Below are 15270 nucleotides of genomic sequence, written 5' to 3'. Positions count from 1 at the left end.
TGCATGATCATTAACACTCATTGGTATTATCCGTTGCCTCTTGTACCGTATCACCAAATACGGTAATTGAGAAATGATACTTACCAAATGCCAAATTACCGGAAGCAAGATCATCTTTTGCCAAACTAAATTCCGCAAGTTGTGTTTCTGCGTCATCTTCTACACTTTGCAAATGCTTTTCTTGCATTTTTAACGCTTTTACAGCGTCATTGCGCCCCAGTAATGAAAAGGAATGAGTAATGGTATAGTCAATCGAATAGTACATTAAGACATCTAAAATACCCTCATAGGTACTATCGACATAATCCTTAATTTCAATGCACCGGAAAAACCGTCTTTTGCCTTGTGGCGAAATAATTTCCCCAGTATCTACACCAAAGTGATTGAGCGTATTACCCAACGTCTTATAAAAGACTTCCGTAGTAATCCGGATAGGTTGCCAAAGTCCTGTCAGCAAGTAGTTATAAAATTGAAGTTGTTGCGAATAAACAACATTATCCTTTTCATAGGTCGTTAAAGCCTTGCCACCGAATTTTGATAATCCTTTTTCTAGGCGGTTACAAAATTCTTGCATTTTAGCTAAATGATAATTTAGCTCTTGTTTCTTCTCTTCCAAGCTCCCTTTTTGGCGAGAGCGTCTTTCGACAACGCTCGGATAAGGTCGATAAACCAACGTGAAATATAATGTATTTCGCTTGAATTTAGAGCGGTTTAGCCCCTCATAATATAAATCGTTAATCTCTTTCAAATAATCAGATTTAAAATTACCCTCTAACTTTTCAGAAACTGAACGGCTAACATTATGATGATAAATACTGACAGAATAGTGAGAAAATGAGCGTAGTAGCGTGTTGAGCTGTTCCTTCCGGCGTTCTAAATCGTCATCATCAGCAATCTCAAAGGGTATGCCGCTACATTCCCACGTTGCAACATAATCACCCTCTTTAGTAATAATAACGTTTTCAGCAACGTGTGAGCTGTAAGGAATAAATTTAGAAAAGTCAGGTTGAGAACTCAACGGCAAGCCGTGAATATCTAAACGCTGCTCTTTTGGACTGGTTTTTCTATAAGACGTTGCCCCAAAAGTATTTGCACCCCAAAATCGCATTGTTTTTAAATCTCCTTTTGTTTTTAGTTTTAGGAAATAGAGGTCAAAGATAAAATCATCTTTTTTGGCTATTTCCCTTAAAACAAAAATAGTCGGAAACATCAGGAAAATAACAAGGAAATTAGTCCACGCTGCAATCAGAGCAATTACGCTCACCGAAGAAATTAAAGCAATTAACGGAACACCCCACAACATTGCAGGGCGGGTCATTCCTTTAAATAAAATCTCACTATTATTATCCACTTAATAGATCCTATTAGGTTAATAGACCAGCAATGAATGAAGCACTACCAATAACACAAGCACCTATAATAATTTTTGAGCTTTCTTGTAAAGTATTTCCTCGTATAAGGATTGAATAGCCCACAACTAAGATACAAATAGTAATAACATAAGGCGACATATCACCGAGCCACTTAATTACGGCTTTAAAAAATTCAATCGCCTTATTACTTCCCCCTGTCGCTGCAAACGAATTTTCGGCAGCTAAAGCGAGACCAGCTGCGACTGCGATCTGTTGAGATTTTTCTCTCAATTTTGAAAACATAAAATTCTCCTAATGTTAGAAAACTAATTTAGACTTCATTTTTTCATCACTGGTAGGCTTGGCTTGTTTGCTTCTCCTACTTTTCACGAACTTAATTTCAGTTGTTTTAGAAATAGATTTATCTCGATTTGCCTTACCTGTTACCGCTTTTACCGTAGCGACAACTGGCTTTGGCTCTATGCCGATAGGTTCGTTACGCAGACTTGGTACAGCAAAATTTGATTGATTTTGAGGCTTAGGTTGAGAATGAACACGCTCAACGTAACTTGTTCCTCTAAAATCTTTTTTATACCCTCGTATAAAATTGCCACTGTAATAGCAACTCAACGCATTATTTACGCTTTTCCCTCTCTCGTAGCAGTCTGCAAGAATTTTTTGGGCTACTTTGAGATTTGCGCAAGGCTCAAACATTTGCTTAACAGATACGCCGTAACGTGCAAAGTTATGTTTATTGATTTGCATTAACCCAACAGAATAGTTTTTCCCCTCCTTTTCTAAGGTTTTTACCGCTTCTAACGCAGTCGGTAAATCTTGTGGTTGCTTGATGTAACCATCAACTACTCCAATAGCAAAACGATTAAATTTACTTTCTTCACTCATTACCGCAAACGCAGTATCAGGGTGAATAAGTGGTGCACACGTTGCTATTAGCTGCAAGATTGTAGTTGTCATTACATATCCTTAAAATTAACCGAATTCAGAACGGTATATTATTAAAATCATCAGTAGGATCTTCTTGTGAAACTGGTTGATTTTGTTGTATAGGTTTAGAGCTAACAGGATTTTGCACATTATTTTGTGTAGCTTTCCCATCGCCTAGCATTTGTAGTACATCACCTTGAATTTCGGTTGTATAGCGTTCTTGTCCTTGCTGATCTTGCCATTTTCGAGTTTTTAAACGTCCTTCAACATATACTTGCGAGCCTTTATGCAAATACTGTCCGCATATTTCAGCTTGCCGGCGATAAAAAACTATTCTGTGCCATTCTGTTATTTCTCGCTTTTCACCTGTATTGCGATCAGTCCACGCTTCGCTTGTGGCAATACTTATATTAGCCACAGCTTCTCCATTAGGCATTGTTCTCAATTCAGGCTCACTACCTAACCGCCCAATTAGAATTACTTTATTTACACCAGCCATTTTTAGCTCCTTAAAATTCCAAAAACCGATCGGTTTTTGGAATCTTTATGATACTGATATAATCATATAAATATATTTTTATATAATTATTTTTCAATTTCTTTTAAAGAAATCTCCTTTGGCTTAGACAATAACTCCTTTTTTGCTTGCTTATATAAGTCTGCCGGTGATTTTTCAGCTCGACTTAAGCCATTGCTAATTATTTGCTCTAAGGGTTTATAATTTAACTTATGAGACTGTATAGAGGCTTCTATCATCTGCTCCTGTGTAACATTTTTGAAATGTAATTCATACCCAGCTTCTTTTGCAAGTTGAGAGATAAAAACCCTTTGCGTTCTTCCGTTCCCCTCTCTAAATGGGTGAATTGCGTTAATTTCACCCATATAATAAGCTAATCTTCCGGCGATTTTTTCTGGCTCTGTTTTTTTCAGAAATTGCTCTTTTTTAAGCTGATTAAATAATTTTTCTGCTTCAGGAGCAATCCTATACCCCATCATAAAATCTTGCCCACCTTTTTGTAAGTAGCCATCTCTTACTTTTCCAGCCCACGAATAAACATCTTGGAATAAATGCTTATGGATAGCTTTTAGGTGAGCTAAATTAAATTTACCTTTGATCGGAGTAATATCTAATTCCAATGCTCGTATATAGGAAGCGGCACGTTCATATTTGTCTAACTCGTCTTGATCTTTAATACCCTTTTTATTAAGCAATACACCATTTTCATCAGTAAATGGATCAGATCCCGTATATTTCATATACTTTCTCCTTGAGTTCTTGAAAACTTATTGCTCCATCAACCCATTCTTGAGATAGTTCTAAAATATCATTATCCATAATCAGACCTTCAAGCCGATTATTATCTAATGCAAACTGTACTGACTTTTCACGTTGGCTACGTTCTTCTTGGGAAATCATAATTCACTCCTTATATATTTGTATTTGTATTGATATATAAAAATATATTTATATGAATATATTTTTATTTGTTTATATCAGACCTTTCTGCTCTAAATCAGAACGGATTAACTCATTTACATATTGCTTGAAACTCATATCATTTAACATTGCGTACTGCCTTGCTGCCTTATAGACTTCTGTGTTCAAGTAAATAGATGTTTGTTGTTCATTGGAAGATAAATCCGATTTAAGTTCCGGCATTGCTTTCTTTTCAATACTTCCTAAAGATAGCGATCTTTTAGTTAATTTAATCTTGCTCATTTGATACTCCTAACATTGTTAAAATTTCATCAGTGATTTGCGTAATTTCTTCTTTAGCTTCTTTAGACTGCCCCTCGAAAACTGTACGCCCATCACTTAATACTTCCGCATAACTCACTCTAAGCCCTGTACTTTGTGAAAGCAACGGTATATCAAAGTTTTCATCAATAAACTGTACAACATCTTTCGTTAAATTCGTTTGCTTATTCGTCTGACTAAGCACTAAACCCGCTTTCAGTCTTTCATCAACCAACATTCGAGTTTGTACAAGTTCGATACTATCTTTACACGCCCATATATCAAACTGTGAGGGCTTTAACGGTATTAGAATAAAATTAGAAAGACGGATAGCGTCAGCCATACTTTTTTCTATTCTTGGCGCACCATCGATCACCACAAAATCCGCAAGTTTTTCAAGTTGCTTAATTTCTTTTTCAGATACGCCCTTATCACAACCATACACCGGAAAAAATTCATCAGACGCTAACGCATTCCACTCTCTAGCGGAAGCCTGCGGATCGGTATCAATTAAGACTACGTTATACCCTTTCAGTTGTAAACAACGAGCTATATTGATTGAAATGGTACTTTTTCCGCTACCACCTTTTTGGCTAAGAACCGAGATAATTTTCATAGTAACCTCTCAAATTGTTTAATCAGATAGCCAGTATTGCTACCCTACAAAGAGGATAATACACCATACAAAGAAATAAATCTATAAAAATATAATTATATCTTTATATAAAAATACAAACCAAGTTAGACTAAAAATGAAAAACCCGAAACATTGTTCGGGCTTGACATATTTATATAAAAATATAATTATTGGTTTATCCAACACGTTTTGTTAATCGGCTCATAACGATAAACAGTTTTTTCATAGGCATTATCACCATATCCTACGGTTTTAGTCCCAATAGCAATCGCTATACTTCCCCTATTCCAACTCGTACTGTCATACCAATTACTCGAACAAACATTTTTAGGCTTTTTCCAGTCTGTGTATTCGTGTTTATACACATTCTCACAGAACGCCGGAAGTTTATTTAGCACACGATAATAAGTGTGGGTAATATAACTGTTATCGTCTTTTTCTCTTCTCACTCGCCGCTCAACCTGCTGATTAAGCGAGTTAGCATCACAACCGTGCGCCTGTTCAGCGTAGAGATGAGTTAAAGTCGCTAATTTCATATCATCACTAGCTGTCTCACTAGGGCATAGCTTCAAGAAATTTTTGCGTTTCTGAACCGTTTTATGCCACTTTTTAGCCTTGATTTTAAAATACTTACGAATAGGATCTCGACATTCTGCTACCTTATAGCCCTCTGACGAAGCCATACATAAAATAACAGTACAAGCTAATTCTTCCTCTGCACTCAACCCTTTATTCACAGGCGATAGATCCAGTCCTGCAAATGAGGGGGCAGCAACACAGCTTGCTAATATGGCGACAATACTTTTAGTTTTTTGCATTTTCCTGCTCCCGTGTGAAAACAATGTTTACCGTTCTTGGAGATAACGCTAAATAATGCTCTCGTATCTCTCCTCTCGCTCCATTTGCTTGTAACCAATAGCGATACAATGATGTTCTACTTGGTAAACCATAAAGATCTATACTATCGGCGTGATGGGCAAAATAGAAAAATCTGACTTTCTCCTGCGGTGCGATATAATCCTCCCTATCAAGATTGATGTATGAATGTCTCCAACTCTTACCATTATGATCGCCTTTATTTAAAGGCACTCGTGATACTTGAGTTTGGCTATATACATTATTCAAATATGTTGTTGGTGCCGACATATCAATAGAAGTCGGTTTAGGTGGGCTACTACACCCACTCAAAAGAACACTACCGACTACGGCTACAAGAACTATTTTTTTACGCATTTATCCCCCTGTGGTTAATCTTTTTTGCCGACAATTCACCGCTAAACATTACTTCCTCTAATTGAGCTTTAGTCGGTAATTTCTTACCTAGATTTTTCAATCTTGGTGAGACCGATTTCAACTTATTTATAAAATAAGGGTCGTTATAGTAAATTGCCTTATCACACATAATCGGTTTACTGTTATTCATCACGATAACCTCTTTTGTTTCCCCAATGAGCTTAAACTCCTGCGGATAGAGTAGAGGACGAGACGTATCGCTAATGCCTCGACTATGTGAATTTTTGCTTTTACTGCGACTAATTTTATCTACGGTCATATTGCCTAAGACCTTTGAGTATTCTTCTGCGTCTTTCTGCTCGCTTGGCGCATATAAAATCTTACACCAGACATTCCCTAACAAATTTTCTGCCCCTTGAATACCGTAACCATCGGGCTTATCTGCTCGGAGCTGCGATTGCGTTTGGTAGATAAGCAACAGCCTTAGCCCAAACCCAGCGATATAGGCTACCGACTTATTGATAATGCTTAACATACCCATAGCAGTAAATTCATCAAGCAGTAGTAATGGCTGATATTTTAATGCCGGATTATTATCGGGAAGTTCATCTGTATTTGTTACAATCACCATATTGAAAAACAAATTAGCCATCTGTGGGGCAATCAGAAGATCTCTTGGGGATATGTGGAAATAGATAGTAATTTTCTCTCTCCGGAGTTTACGGAGATCAAAATCACTACGGGAAGTGGCATTTTCGACAATTTCATTTTGAAAAATCATCAATGGCGTTGTAAACGTACTATCAATCCCCGACTTGGTTTTTGACGAAGCACAGGCTGAAAAATAGACATTTAATTTATCGACAGTTGCTGGGTGAGCGATATTTGATTGAATACATAGTTTGGCGTGTTCTTCAAAGGTAATACGTTGGATTTCGCCATTTTCGTCAGCCTCTCCATCGAACCCACTTTGTAAACGGAGCAAATTCGCATAGGTAAAATCCCAATCAGTCAGATATTTTAATTTCATATCCCACAATAAAAATGCGGTCGCAATAAATAAATTTTGGGCTTGTTCGTTCCAAAAGTCTTTATCCGGTATGCCGATAAGGGGATATAACCCCATAGCCTGACTTTTAAGCTCTAATTCTGCTCTTGCTCTATCTGACATATCAACATAATCAAGCGGATTAAAACAATCCGTATCTCGTTCAAAAGGGGCAAACCGATAGACTTTTTGACCTAATTTATCTTGTCGATATTTACTGGTGATCCGATAACATTCATCTTTTATATCCTGCACAACGGCTGACTGTTCCCATTCCAACAGATTAGGGATAACAACCCCAATCCCTTTTCCCCCTCGTGTTGGCGCAGCTAATGAAACAAATTGCGAGCCGACAAAACGCAGTAATTTCCCCCCAGTTTTTCCGACAATAATTCCGCCGCTTTTAGCCAAAAGCCCCATTTTTTGAATTTCTGCCATAGTCGCAAATTTAGCGTCTCCATAGAGGGGAGATTTTTTACGCTGTGCCAAAAACATTACCCCAATCACAATAATACTTGTACAAAACCCTATACCAAAGGCTTCTAATACTTTCGGATAGCCATTGATCAGTGCTTCAAAAGGCAATAGTGGGTAGTAACGAGACAATGCGACCTTTAACTTCACGCCGTTTAACAAAAATAACACTATTCCGGCACTAAAATAGGTTATCAGCAACATTACAACGGCTATAAATGCTACTCTTATTTTTTCACGCATTGCCAACCCCTAACTTACGCATTGGATCAAAATACATTTCGGTAATATGGCGACCGTGTTCCGGTGTTTTAGTAACGTGAACAATAATATCGATAGTTTGTACTAGCAGCCTTAGAATAACATCATAGGACAATGTTCTACCCTGCTCATTTTGCAAGGTCATCATAATTAACCGTTCCCACGTCTCTTTTACTGATCCAGTGTGGCAAGAGGTAATAGAGCCATTGTGTCCGGAAGAAATCACGTTGATAAAATCGTATGTTTCACCACTTCGCAATTCAGCGAGCAAAATTCTGTCCGGTTTCATACGCAAACAAGACTTTAATAGGCTAGTTGCCGTGATAATATCGTTATGTTTTGCCTCACTCGGATAAAAGAGATGAACATAATTTTTATGCCTACGCATTGCCAATTCCGGCGTATCTTGTATGGTAATCAACCTTTCATCTAAAGGAATATAATCTGTTAAGGCTTTCATTAACGTGGTTTTACCAGAGCCAGTTTCTCCAGCTATCACGATATTTTTTCCATATAACACCGCTTTTTTCAAAAACTCTGCATACTGTCCTTGTTGATATAAACCTAATAATTCCCTATCTACGTCCGAGATTTGCTTTGTCTGTTGGATAATACGATTAAAAAAACCACTCTTTACATAATCATCTAACGAATAGAATGTTTGGCTCGGTTTTCTGATGGTAATACTGATCGTATCTTTTTCACACGCAGGGTACATAACGACTTGTACACGTTCGCCGGAGGGTAATACACTAGATAAAATCGGTTTTGTGTCGTGAATAATATCGGCGTTATAGGTTGCGAGGGCATTTGCAAAACGAAAACAACTATCATAGGTAATTTGTCCTACTTCCATATATTCCCAATGGCTATTTCTTTCGATAAAAATCTCATTAGGTCGATTAACCGCAATTTCAGTTACGCCGTCCATAGAAAGGTATTCACCGAATAACGATTGCGTTTCGTGTAAAATAGAGACATTCTTTCCTGTTAAATTGAGGCTGGCGTTCATCTACTTTCTCCGCAGCTTATACACACTCGAAAAATCAATATCTCTTGCCACGAAAACACCAACAAGATCACCGTGATTTTTATACAAGGTCGGCGGAATGTTTATCATATTTTCGACTGCCGTTTGTGCCATCTGTTGGGTTGCTTCTCTTGAAGATTCTGTGTAATCATAGCCCGAACGTCTATCTTGACGATAAGCCAAATAACCTGCCGTATCATCAATTAAACTAAGCAATATCGCCCCACCGAACCGCTTCCAAAAATGCGTATCCGTCCAACCTTGAATCCCTGTACCGCCTAATTCATCAGTCGCTCCGGAATCAATGTTAATTACTACATTTTTAGGCGTTCTAATTTCACTCCAAACAACAAATATGCGATCTTCACCTTGTTTAATTTGACCGCTACGGAACTCACCAAAAATTTCCGAACCGCGCTCAATAAGTAGTACGTTGCCATTTGCACTATATACATCGTGAGCCACGATACACCCTAGATTTCCGGCGATTGTTGAAACAACCTTTGTCCGTAAAGAGCATTGAATAAACGTCCCTTTTTTTAATAAGAGATTAGCGTTATAAGGGGATTTTTGAGCTTTTCGGGCAGAATATGCAGTAGATTGAAAAATATCACCGTTCTCTCCCTTTGTAAGCTGACTATCAGATAATACCTGTCCGCTTTCTACTTGTTCCGTGTCCGGTGAACTGCTTTCTATTGATGGCGAAGTAGAGCGTTCAATCATTAGCTTGCTCTTAGATTTAATCAATTTAGGGGGAGGCATTTCTATATCATCATTCGATAGCACCGCAGGAATAGGCTTATCTATTTCCGGCGACAAGATTTCCGGTGCCGGTTGTTTTTGAGGCTCTGCAAAATCACGAGATTTAACTTTAAATGTTGGTGCTTCTTTTACCGCTTGTTCATCTTCTTTCTTCAGATTTTCCTTATAAAAATTGAATGCGGTAAAACTTATCGGCACAAGGGCTAAAGCAATAAAGGCAAAACCTAACTTTTTGCTACGTTGTCGCTGATTATTAACCTTGCTTACTTCGGGCTTATGATCTGTATTCAGTTCAGTTGTATTTCTTTCAGATTGATTATTCATTTATTCCCCCACGACATCACGAGTTATTTCATCTGATACAGTCGTTTTATATGATGTAGGATTTTTGCCATAACTCCCATTAAAAATACCCACGACTTTATCACCACTGCGCAACACAAATTTTTCAGCCGTTTTTTGAATAACTAACGCTTGATAACGCCCATCTTCTTTAACGTGCGTATTCAGTAGGCTTTCTTGTTTTCCCTCTAATAGAAAGACAGCAGGAAACGTTTTATCTCTAGCAAAGCCTAGATAAGTAAACAAACCGTCATCATAAGCGTAATCCGGTGCAATGGTTTCACTGCCTTTTCGCACTTTCATTGAAAAGTCCCAATTTTTCGGCGCTTGAACTTTTTGCAATGCACTCTCTATTTGTTCTTGTTCTGTGATCTCTTTAGCCTGTTTAGCCCTTTTCTGTACCTGTTTTCGTTCTTCTTCCGGATAACGAAAATTCACTTGGTAGCTTACTTTCTTTACATCATCAACAAGAACAAGGTCGAACACATAATTACGTTTGGTTGTCATTACTAGAAGATTGGTATCCCATTTCTTTACTTCTGGTTCAAACGTAACTTTTTCGCCCTCGCTTCCCTCAACTTCTAATGCTATTGGTTTAATATAGATAACGTTTGCAGTATCTTTAAACTCCCAACCGTCAGAAAAACCGCTTGCCATATCGACTATCCGCTCATCATTATCAAATAAAATAGCTGTCCCAAAACCGTCTTTAAGTTTGATTTCGGTAACATCAAGCGCATTATAGGTTTGGGTTTGCATACGATTGTCATAACGAGATTTCACTGGTATAGAAACAGCATAAACACCTTGCGAGAATAGGCAAACAGCAACCGCTAATAAACTCATTTTTCGCATATCAAATCTCCTTATCCTTGCGGTAACTGGTAACAACAAAACCTAGAGGATTATCGAGGCGATAGCCCTCTAACATATCGATTTCGGGGTGATATTCGTAGGACAAGGTAACAACAAAGGTATCTGCCGACTTAGTATTGTGTGTAAACATTGTTTTCACCGCTTTAAAGCGAATAGTCGCTGTTTTATTTTTCTCACTTTCCCCAAGTACAATCGAGATAATTTCCGGCACTAATTTACCTTGGTTGGTGAGAACTTTATCCTTTGAATTAGGCAAATCTAATTCTTCGTCATAACCGACTTTGACAACCTCACTGCTCATTAGCTGTACAAGAGCATAATCCTGTTTATTGGTTTCATAGATGTATCCCTCGCGCGCTCGAACGTAGCGGGCCACAAAAAATTTATCCATTGCTTCGTCCGTTTCTAAGGTTTTCTCATTCAACGCTGTAACAATATCCGGTACGCCTGCACTATCAACCCTGATCACATAAGGCTCAACCGTTTTTAACGGAAAAAGAAAAAACACGGACAAACACAGTAACAAAGTAATCGCCGTCATAGCCCACGTTACTCGCCACGCTCTCTTGTTTGATTTCTCAAGTAAATAGGTTTTTGTAGCTTCAAAATCCTTGCTTTGCTCTATAAGTTTTTCTGTGGCATTACCCATTATTTTTTCTCCTGAACGTTGATCGGCTTATTGATAGGTTCTAACTCTGTGCCTGCTAGGTCGTTCGGCCACGTTGTAGCCGAACAACCAGCCAATAAAACCAAGCAGACAAGACATAAAACGGTTTGAAATACATTACGCATAGCACCCTCTTTTAGTTTATTTTTTAGTCAAAATTCAATTTTTTGCGTAGAAAATCCCATACGGCAGAACCGCATTATTAAAAAACGAACAGATTAGTATTTAGGTAGGCGGAGGCAATTTATCTCGCCCACCTTGATTTCGTAGAAAATTGATAAGGTTACGTCCGGCTCGCCCAGTTATTCTTCCTGCTCGCTCTGCATAACTTCCTTGATTTGGCACGCCCTGCGGCTGCTTATTACTATTCCAACCTTGCCCTATACCTCGCCCAAATCGCCAACCGCTACGACCACTATTTAAAAAGCGTTGTAATGATTTTTGAGTAATACCTAGAGAACGCCCTAATGAACTATTCGCTAAAGCAGTAGCACCACCCTCAACAGAAACGGTCGCTAAATTTCGTCCAAGATCTAATGAAAGGTATATAAATACACCGATAATAATACCGGCACATAACGCAATAAAACCACTGGTATAAAGAGAAGCCTCTGCAACCGAACCACTACTAATAAAGCCGGCATTACTGGCTTTTTCTGCGCCTAGATTACTGGTTAAACCATCTAAAATAGATTTAAAGAAATTGATCCCTAATCTACCAACAATCCCAACATATAAAACGGTGATGATGTTCGCAAAAATCAGTTGTAGCCATTGATTAAACATTTGACGGAGAAAGCCCCACATCAAGCAGAAAATAAAAATCGGGGCAGTAATGGCTAACAATTTCAAAGTAATTTCAGCAACCAATAAAATAATACCGGCAACTAATAGGGCGATACCTGTTCCTAACCAAACACCAGCCGCACCGATTGCTCCGGCGAGGGGAACATAGTCGGATTCATCTAACGCATAAATCGTTCCTGCTAATGATTGGGCTATCTCAAGTTGATCATCAAGCAAGGAAAAGATACTATCGCCTCCAACAAAACTTTCTTTTATCCCATCAACCGCACTTAGTGCCAATGAGAGATAACCGCCGTAATTGGTAACAACGGCTAAAATCATTATCTTTACAGCTAAATCCCAAATAATTTCAGCGACTGGCGATTGGACTTTTCCAGCCAAAATTTGATAGGCTTTATACAGAATAAAAATTGTTACCGCACTTGGAAACAAACTGCTTAATGTAGAGGCATAACCACCAGAAAAACCGCTTGATAAATCCTTTAATGTTTCCTTTAAAAATTCCTCTACGTGTTCAAAAAATCTATCGCCAGCCATACAAACTTACCTATTCATTCTTTCTAATTGGATTTCAAATTTAGAACATATTGATTTTCTTTTTTCAGCTAATTCAGTATAGTTGCTTGGGTGCTTCCGCTCTGTTTTAAAAGCCATAAAATTATTATTCTCTTTACAAACTTTTATTCCCTTTTCCAAAATCTCTCTTGAATAAGGTTGATTTTTACTGTTCATTTTAAAGGCTTTCATTACGGTTATATCTTGAATAGGAAAATCCGTTCCTCGCATAACCTCGTCAAAATTACTGTATTTTCCCATTGGGTCTAATTCAGCAAAGGCAGACAATGACACCGCACTAACGGCTAACAACGTAATAAGTTTGTTCATAATAAAATCTCCTTTTGTTGCTTATTTGAACGTAGGGATTTTACCGTGAATTTCTCGTTTTGCCATTAACTGTCTTTTTTGTTCTCGAACCAACCGCTCATAGGTCGCTTGTTGCGCTTGTTGAATATCAAACTGCAATTTTTCCGCTTGTAAGCTAGCGATTTTCAACTGCATTGTATTACCTAAGTCTTGGGCTTCTTTCATATCCTTAGCTTTAGCAATACGTTTTGACAAACTGTCTAATTCCTGCATTTTTTTACTAATGCGTTTTTCGGTTGCCGACAACCGCACAACTTGTTCCACATTGTTAGCGACTTCACTTTCACACAGATTTTGAGCCACTAGATTAGAATGTTTGCAGCGATCAAAGACTTGGTACTGTTCAAACAAACGTAGAGCTTCGCCTTTTAGTGCCGATTTACCATTTTTCAGAATTTCTACGGCTGAAATCACCTCTGATTTTGCCGTTTCGTAGTCTTGGTATATGCTTTTTACATCACTGATAAACTCTTTTAAATCACGAACACCAGTCGTAGCCTCAAGTTGATCGGCATAGGCTTTTAATTGACTTTTATAGTGATTGACCGTATCCGTCCATTGCTTTGCCTCTTTCGCCCATTGTTGAATAGTTTGCAACATACTCATTTGACGTTGAGCAGCAGCGGCACCATCAACAACAGGTACGCCACTGGCATTAACTACGGTTGGCAAAGATAAAGCGACAATTAACGCTAATTTTTTTACGGTTTTCATTGTGAAATCTCCTCAAAGGTTAGATACAACGTTGTTTATAAACTGGTAGCCATTTATCTGGATCTTCGCCAAATTCGGCTAATACGTTATGCAAAATAGGTACATTATCTTTACTGGTTGAAAGCACTTTGAGATTTTTACCCAAGTTACCTAAATCCAGTTTAGCCAATGCACTATCGTGTCCTTTTTTAACAAGGAATGTTCGAGAATCAGGATCAAGGCTTTTAACGATTTCAAACTCTTTTTGGCTAAAGTGAAGCCCATCAACATAATCTTTTTTAGTTGCTTTTGGGTTCGGCAATAAGATGATCGTAGCACTTTGTTCAATAACCGCCCTTGCAATCGGGCTTTTCAATACTTCATCAGGACTTTGCGTTGCCGGAACAACAAAACCATCTTCTTTACGAATAACCTTGAATTTGTTATAAACGAAATCTTCAAAAATAGGATCTTTGAGCCACTTCCAAAATTCATCAAGGAATAGAGCCAAACGGCGACCGTCTAGCAACTTTATTACACGGTGTAAAAGGTAAAAAGTAAGCGGTGCGCAAGTATCCTTATTGTCTAAAAATTCCGAACCATCGAAACCAAAATCCGTATATCCCTCAAATTTAAGTTCATCTGTCGGGTTATCAAATACCCAACCATAGGCACCACCATTCGCCCACGCTTTTAAACGGCGTGCAAGGGAATTTTCTTTTTCTTCACGAGAAATACCCTCCGGTAAATGCTCTAACATTCGACTAATACCATACGCTCTTAGCTCTATTGGTAATGCCATTACCGATTTAACAGCGTTATATAGCCGTTCTTCTTCAATCGCTGATAAGATTTCACCGTTTCGGGTAACGAGTAACTTCATCAAAGACATTAAAAAGGATAAATTTTCTGATGTAGGCTCACACATAAATGGATTAAAGCCTGTTGGCTTACCATTTTCTAACGTGAGATATTTCCCCCCCATTGCCCGAATATGCGCCTCTGCTCCTCTATCTTTGTCAAAATAGACTGTTGTTAGCTCTTTCTTCGTAGCATTACTATTAAATGTACTTTCGTCAGCAAATTTACGGAGCTGCGATTGTAAGAACGTCAGTAAAACGGTTTTTCCTGATCCTGCCGTCCCTAAAACAGTTGTATTGCCTAGATATTTCTCACCAAAATCATTTCCTTTTGGCGTAACTTCGTGGAAATTAAAAAAGTAAGGTTGTCCGCTAGGGGTACTTAATATCGTTACAGCGTCTCCCCAACAGTTATTTTTTACTTTACCGTTGGCAAAACTGTGTAACGACATCAGCGAGGCAAAATTACGAGAGCTAAGAGTTGATAAACGAGGACGATATTCAAAATTAGCTGGAAGTTGGGCGTAGTAGGTAGCCGGCAAAGCGATATTAGCTAATACCACGATAAAACCTAATTCCTGCATTGCATTGATAAGCTCATTGGTGTCAATGATCTTCCAA

19 protein-coding genes are annotated in these 15270 nt (G+C 38.2%); all 19 read right to left on the bottom strand.

The window, feature by feature from the left end; genetic code table 11:
• Positions 1 to 10: 10 nt before the first annotated feature.
• Positions 11 to 1351 carry a VirB4 family type IV secretion/conjugal transfer ATPase gene (locus tag BKK50_RS10240; protein WP_077417752.1) on the bottom strand — a complete coding sequence of 447 codons (1341 nt, stop codon included), beginning with the start codon at positions 1349 to 1351 and terminating at the stop codon, positions 11 to 13.
• Between the two features lie 13 nt (positions 1352 to 1364).
• On the bottom strand, positions 1365 to 1655 hold the full coding sequence (locus tag BKK50_RS10235) for a TrbC/VirB2 family protein (protein WP_077417750.1): 291 nt from the start codon (positions 1653 to 1655) through the stop codon (positions 1365 to 1367).
• A gap of 15 nt (positions 1656 to 1670) precedes the next feature.
• The gene (locus BKK50_RS10230; protein WP_077417748.1) at positions 1671 to 2327 is read right to left on the bottom strand and encodes a lytic transglycosylase domain-containing protein; all 657 of its coding nucleotides are present in this window, start codon (positions 2325 to 2327) and stop codon (positions 1671 to 1673) included.
• A 25-nt stretch (positions 2328 to 2352) separates the two neighbouring features.
• Positions 2353 to 2796: a single-stranded DNA-binding protein gene (ssb, locus tag BKK50_RS10225; RefSeq protein ID WP_077417746.1), complete on the bottom strand. Its 444-nt coding sequence runs from the start codon at positions 2794 to 2796 to the stop codon at positions 2353 to 2355.
• Positions 2797 to 2882: 86 nt separating this feature from the next.
• Positions 2883 to 3554, bottom strand: coding sequence for a Fic/DOC family protein (locus tag BKK50_RS10220; RefSeq protein ID WP_077417744.1), 672 nt, complete (start codon positions 3552 to 3554; stop codon positions 2883 to 2885).
• Positions 3535 to 3714: an antitoxin VbhA family protein gene (locus BKK50_RS10215; protein ID WP_077417741.1), complete on the bottom strand. Its 180-nt coding sequence runs from the start codon at positions 3712 to 3714 to the stop codon at positions 3535 to 3537. Before BKK50_RS10215 ends, BKK50_RS10220 begins: the two co-directional genes overlap by 20 nt.
• 72 nt (positions 3715 to 3786) lie before the next feature.
• Complete coding sequence (locus BKK50_RS10210) at positions 3787 to 4017, bottom strand: hypothetical protein (protein WP_077417739.1); 231 nt, start codon at positions 4015 to 4017, stop codon at positions 3787 to 3789.
• Complete coding sequence (gene parA / locus BKK50_RS10205) at positions 4004 to 4651, bottom strand: ParA family partition ATPase (RefSeq protein WP_077417737.1); 648 nt, start codon at positions 4649 to 4651, stop codon at positions 4004 to 4006. The genes BKK50_RS10210 and parA overlap by 14 nt, the downstream gene beginning before the upstream one ends.
• A gap of 188 nt (positions 4652 to 4839) precedes the next feature.
• Positions 4840 to 5490, bottom strand: coding sequence for a TrbM/KikA/MpfK family conjugal transfer protein (locus BKK50_RS10200; RefSeq protein WP_077417735.1), 651 nt, complete (start codon positions 5488 to 5490; stop codon positions 4840 to 4842).
• Positions 5477 to 5905, bottom strand: a complete 429-nt coding sequence (locus BKK50_RS10195) for a cag pathogenicity island Cag12 family protein (protein WP_077417733.1) — start codon at positions 5903 to 5905, stop codon at positions 5477 to 5479. The genes BKK50_RS10200 and BKK50_RS10195 overlap by 14 nt, the downstream gene beginning before the upstream one ends.
• Positions 5898 to 7670 carry a type IV secretory system conjugative DNA transfer family protein gene (locus tag BKK50_RS10190; protein WP_244149447.1) on the bottom strand — a complete coding sequence of 591 codons (1773 nt, stop codon included), beginning with the start codon at positions 7668 to 7670 and terminating at the stop codon, positions 5898 to 5900. Before BKK50_RS10190 ends, BKK50_RS10195 begins: the two co-directional genes overlap by 8 nt.
• Positions 7663 to 8700 (bottom strand): P-type DNA transfer ATPase VirB11, encoded by a 1038-nt coding sequence (virB11, locus tag BKK50_RS10185; protein ID WP_077417731.1) that lies wholly within the window; start codon positions 8698 to 8700, stop codon positions 7663 to 7665. The genes BKK50_RS10190 and virB11 overlap by 8 nt, the downstream gene beginning before the upstream one ends.
• Positions 8701 to 9804 carry a type IV secretion system protein VirB10 gene (virB10, locus tag BKK50_RS10180; RefSeq protein WP_077417729.1) on the bottom strand — a complete coding sequence of 368 codons (1104 nt, stop codon included), beginning with the start codon at positions 9802 to 9804 and terminating at the stop codon, positions 8701 to 8703.
• Complete coding sequence (gene virB9 / locus BKK50_RS10175) at positions 9805 to 10677, bottom strand: P-type conjugative transfer protein VirB9 (RefSeq protein ID WP_077417727.1); 873 nt, start codon at positions 10675 to 10677, stop codon at positions 9805 to 9807.
• Between the two features lies 1 nt (position 10678).
• A complete protein-coding gene (locus tag BKK50_RS10170; protein ID WP_077417725.1) occupies positions 10679 to 11347 on the bottom strand; it encodes a VirB8 family type IV secretion system protein in 669 nt (222 codons plus the stop codon).
• 243 nt (positions 11348 to 11590) lie between these two features.
• A complete protein-coding gene (locus BKK50_RS10165; protein ID WP_077417723.1) occupies positions 11591 to 12709 on the bottom strand; it encodes a TrbL/VirB6 family protein in 1119 nt (372 codons plus the stop codon).
• Positions 12710 to 12715: 6 nt separating this feature from the next.
• A complete protein-coding gene (locus BKK50_RS10160; protein WP_077417721.1) occupies positions 12716 to 13057 on the bottom strand; it encodes a hypothetical protein in 342 nt (113 codons plus the stop codon).
• Positions 13058 to 13078: 21 nt separating this feature from the next.
• Positions 13079 to 13810, bottom strand: coding sequence for a type IV secretion system protein (locus tag BKK50_RS10155; RefSeq protein ID WP_077417719.1), 732 nt, complete (start codon positions 13808 to 13810; stop codon positions 13079 to 13081).
• Between the two features lie 19 nt (positions 13811 to 13829).
• Positions 13830 to 15270, bottom strand: a 1441-nt coding sequence (locus BKK50_RS12930; protein ID WP_077417717.1) for a TraG/VirB4 family ATPase, incomplete at its 5' end; no start/stop codon positions are given.

Source organism: Rodentibacter rarus (assembly GCF_001998965.1).
In the GTDB taxonomy this organism is placed as follows: Bacteria; Pseudomonadota; Gammaproteobacteria; order Enterobacterales; family Pasteurellaceae; genus Rodentibacter; species Rodentibacter rarus.
This window is presented reverse-complemented; position numbering and strand designations above follow the sequence as displayed.

Excerpts from the sequence above, each read along its gene's own strand:
- BKK50_RS10235 (WP_077417750.1), bottom strand. The coding sequence starts at position 1,655 with ATGTTTTCAAAATTGAGAGAAAAATCTCAACAGATCGCAGTCGCAGCT.
- ssb (WP_077417746.1), bottom strand. The coding sequence starts at position 2,796 with ATGGCTGGTGTAAATAAAGTAATTCTAATTGGGCGGTTAGGTAGTGAG.
- BKK50_RS10220 (WP_077417744.1), bottom strand. The coding sequence starts at position 3,554 with ATGAAATATACGGGATCTGATCCATTTACTGATGAAAATGGTGTATTG.
- BKK50_RS10215 (WP_077417741.1), bottom strand. The coding sequence starts at position 3,714 with ATGATTTCCCAAGAAGAACGTAGCCAACGTGAAAAGTCAGTACAGTTT.
- BKK50_RS10165 (WP_077417723.1), bottom strand. The coding sequence starts at position 12,709 with ATGGCTGGCGATAGATTTTTTGAACACGTAGAGGAATTTTTAAAGGAA.
- BKK50_RS10195 (WP_077417733.1), bottom strand. The coding sequence starts at position 5,905 with ATGCGTAAAAAAATAGTTCTTGTAGCCGTAGTCGGTAGTGTTCTTTTG.
- parA (WP_077417737.1), bottom strand. The coding sequence starts at position 4,651 with ATGAAAATTATCTCGGTTCTTAGCCAAAAAGGTGGTAGCGGAAAAAGT.
- virB10 (WP_077417729.1), bottom strand. The coding sequence starts at position 9,804 with ATGAATAATCAATCTGAAAGAAATACAACTGAACTGAATACAGATCAT.
- BKK50_RS10230 (WP_077417748.1), bottom strand. The coding sequence starts at position 2,327 with ATGACAACTACAATCTTGCAGCTAATAGCAACGTGTGCACCACTTATT.
- BKK50_RS10190 (WP_244149447.1), bottom strand. The coding sequence starts at position 7,670 with ATGCGTGAAAAAATAAGAGTAGCATTTATAGCCGTTGTAATGTTGCTG.
- virB9 (WP_077417727.1), bottom strand. The coding sequence starts at position 10,677 with ATGCGAAAAATGAGTTTATTAGCGGTTGCTGTTTGCCTATTCTCGCAA.
- BKK50_RS10160 (WP_077417721.1), bottom strand. The coding sequence starts at position 13,057 with ATGAACAAACTTATTACGTTGTTAGCCGTTAGTGCGGTGTCATTGTCT.
- virB11 (WP_077417731.1), bottom strand. The coding sequence starts at position 8,700 with ATGAACGCCAGCCTCAATTTAACAGGAAAGAATGTCTCTATTTTACAC.
- BKK50_RS10210 (WP_077417739.1), bottom strand. The coding sequence starts at position 4,017 with ATGAGCAAGATTAAATTAACTAAAAGATCGCTATCTTTAGGAAGTATT.
- BKK50_RS10170 (WP_077417725.1), bottom strand. The coding sequence starts at position 11,347 with ATGGGTAATGCCACAGAAAAACTTATAGAGCAAAGCAAGGATTTTGAA.
- BKK50_RS10200 (WP_077417735.1), bottom strand. The coding sequence starts at position 5,490 with ATGCAAAAAACTAAAAGTATTGTCGCCATATTAGCAAGCTGTGTTGCT.
- BKK50_RS10155 (WP_077417719.1), bottom strand. The coding sequence starts at position 13,810 with ATGAAAACCGTAAAAAAATTAGCGTTAATTGTCGCTTTATCTTTGCCA.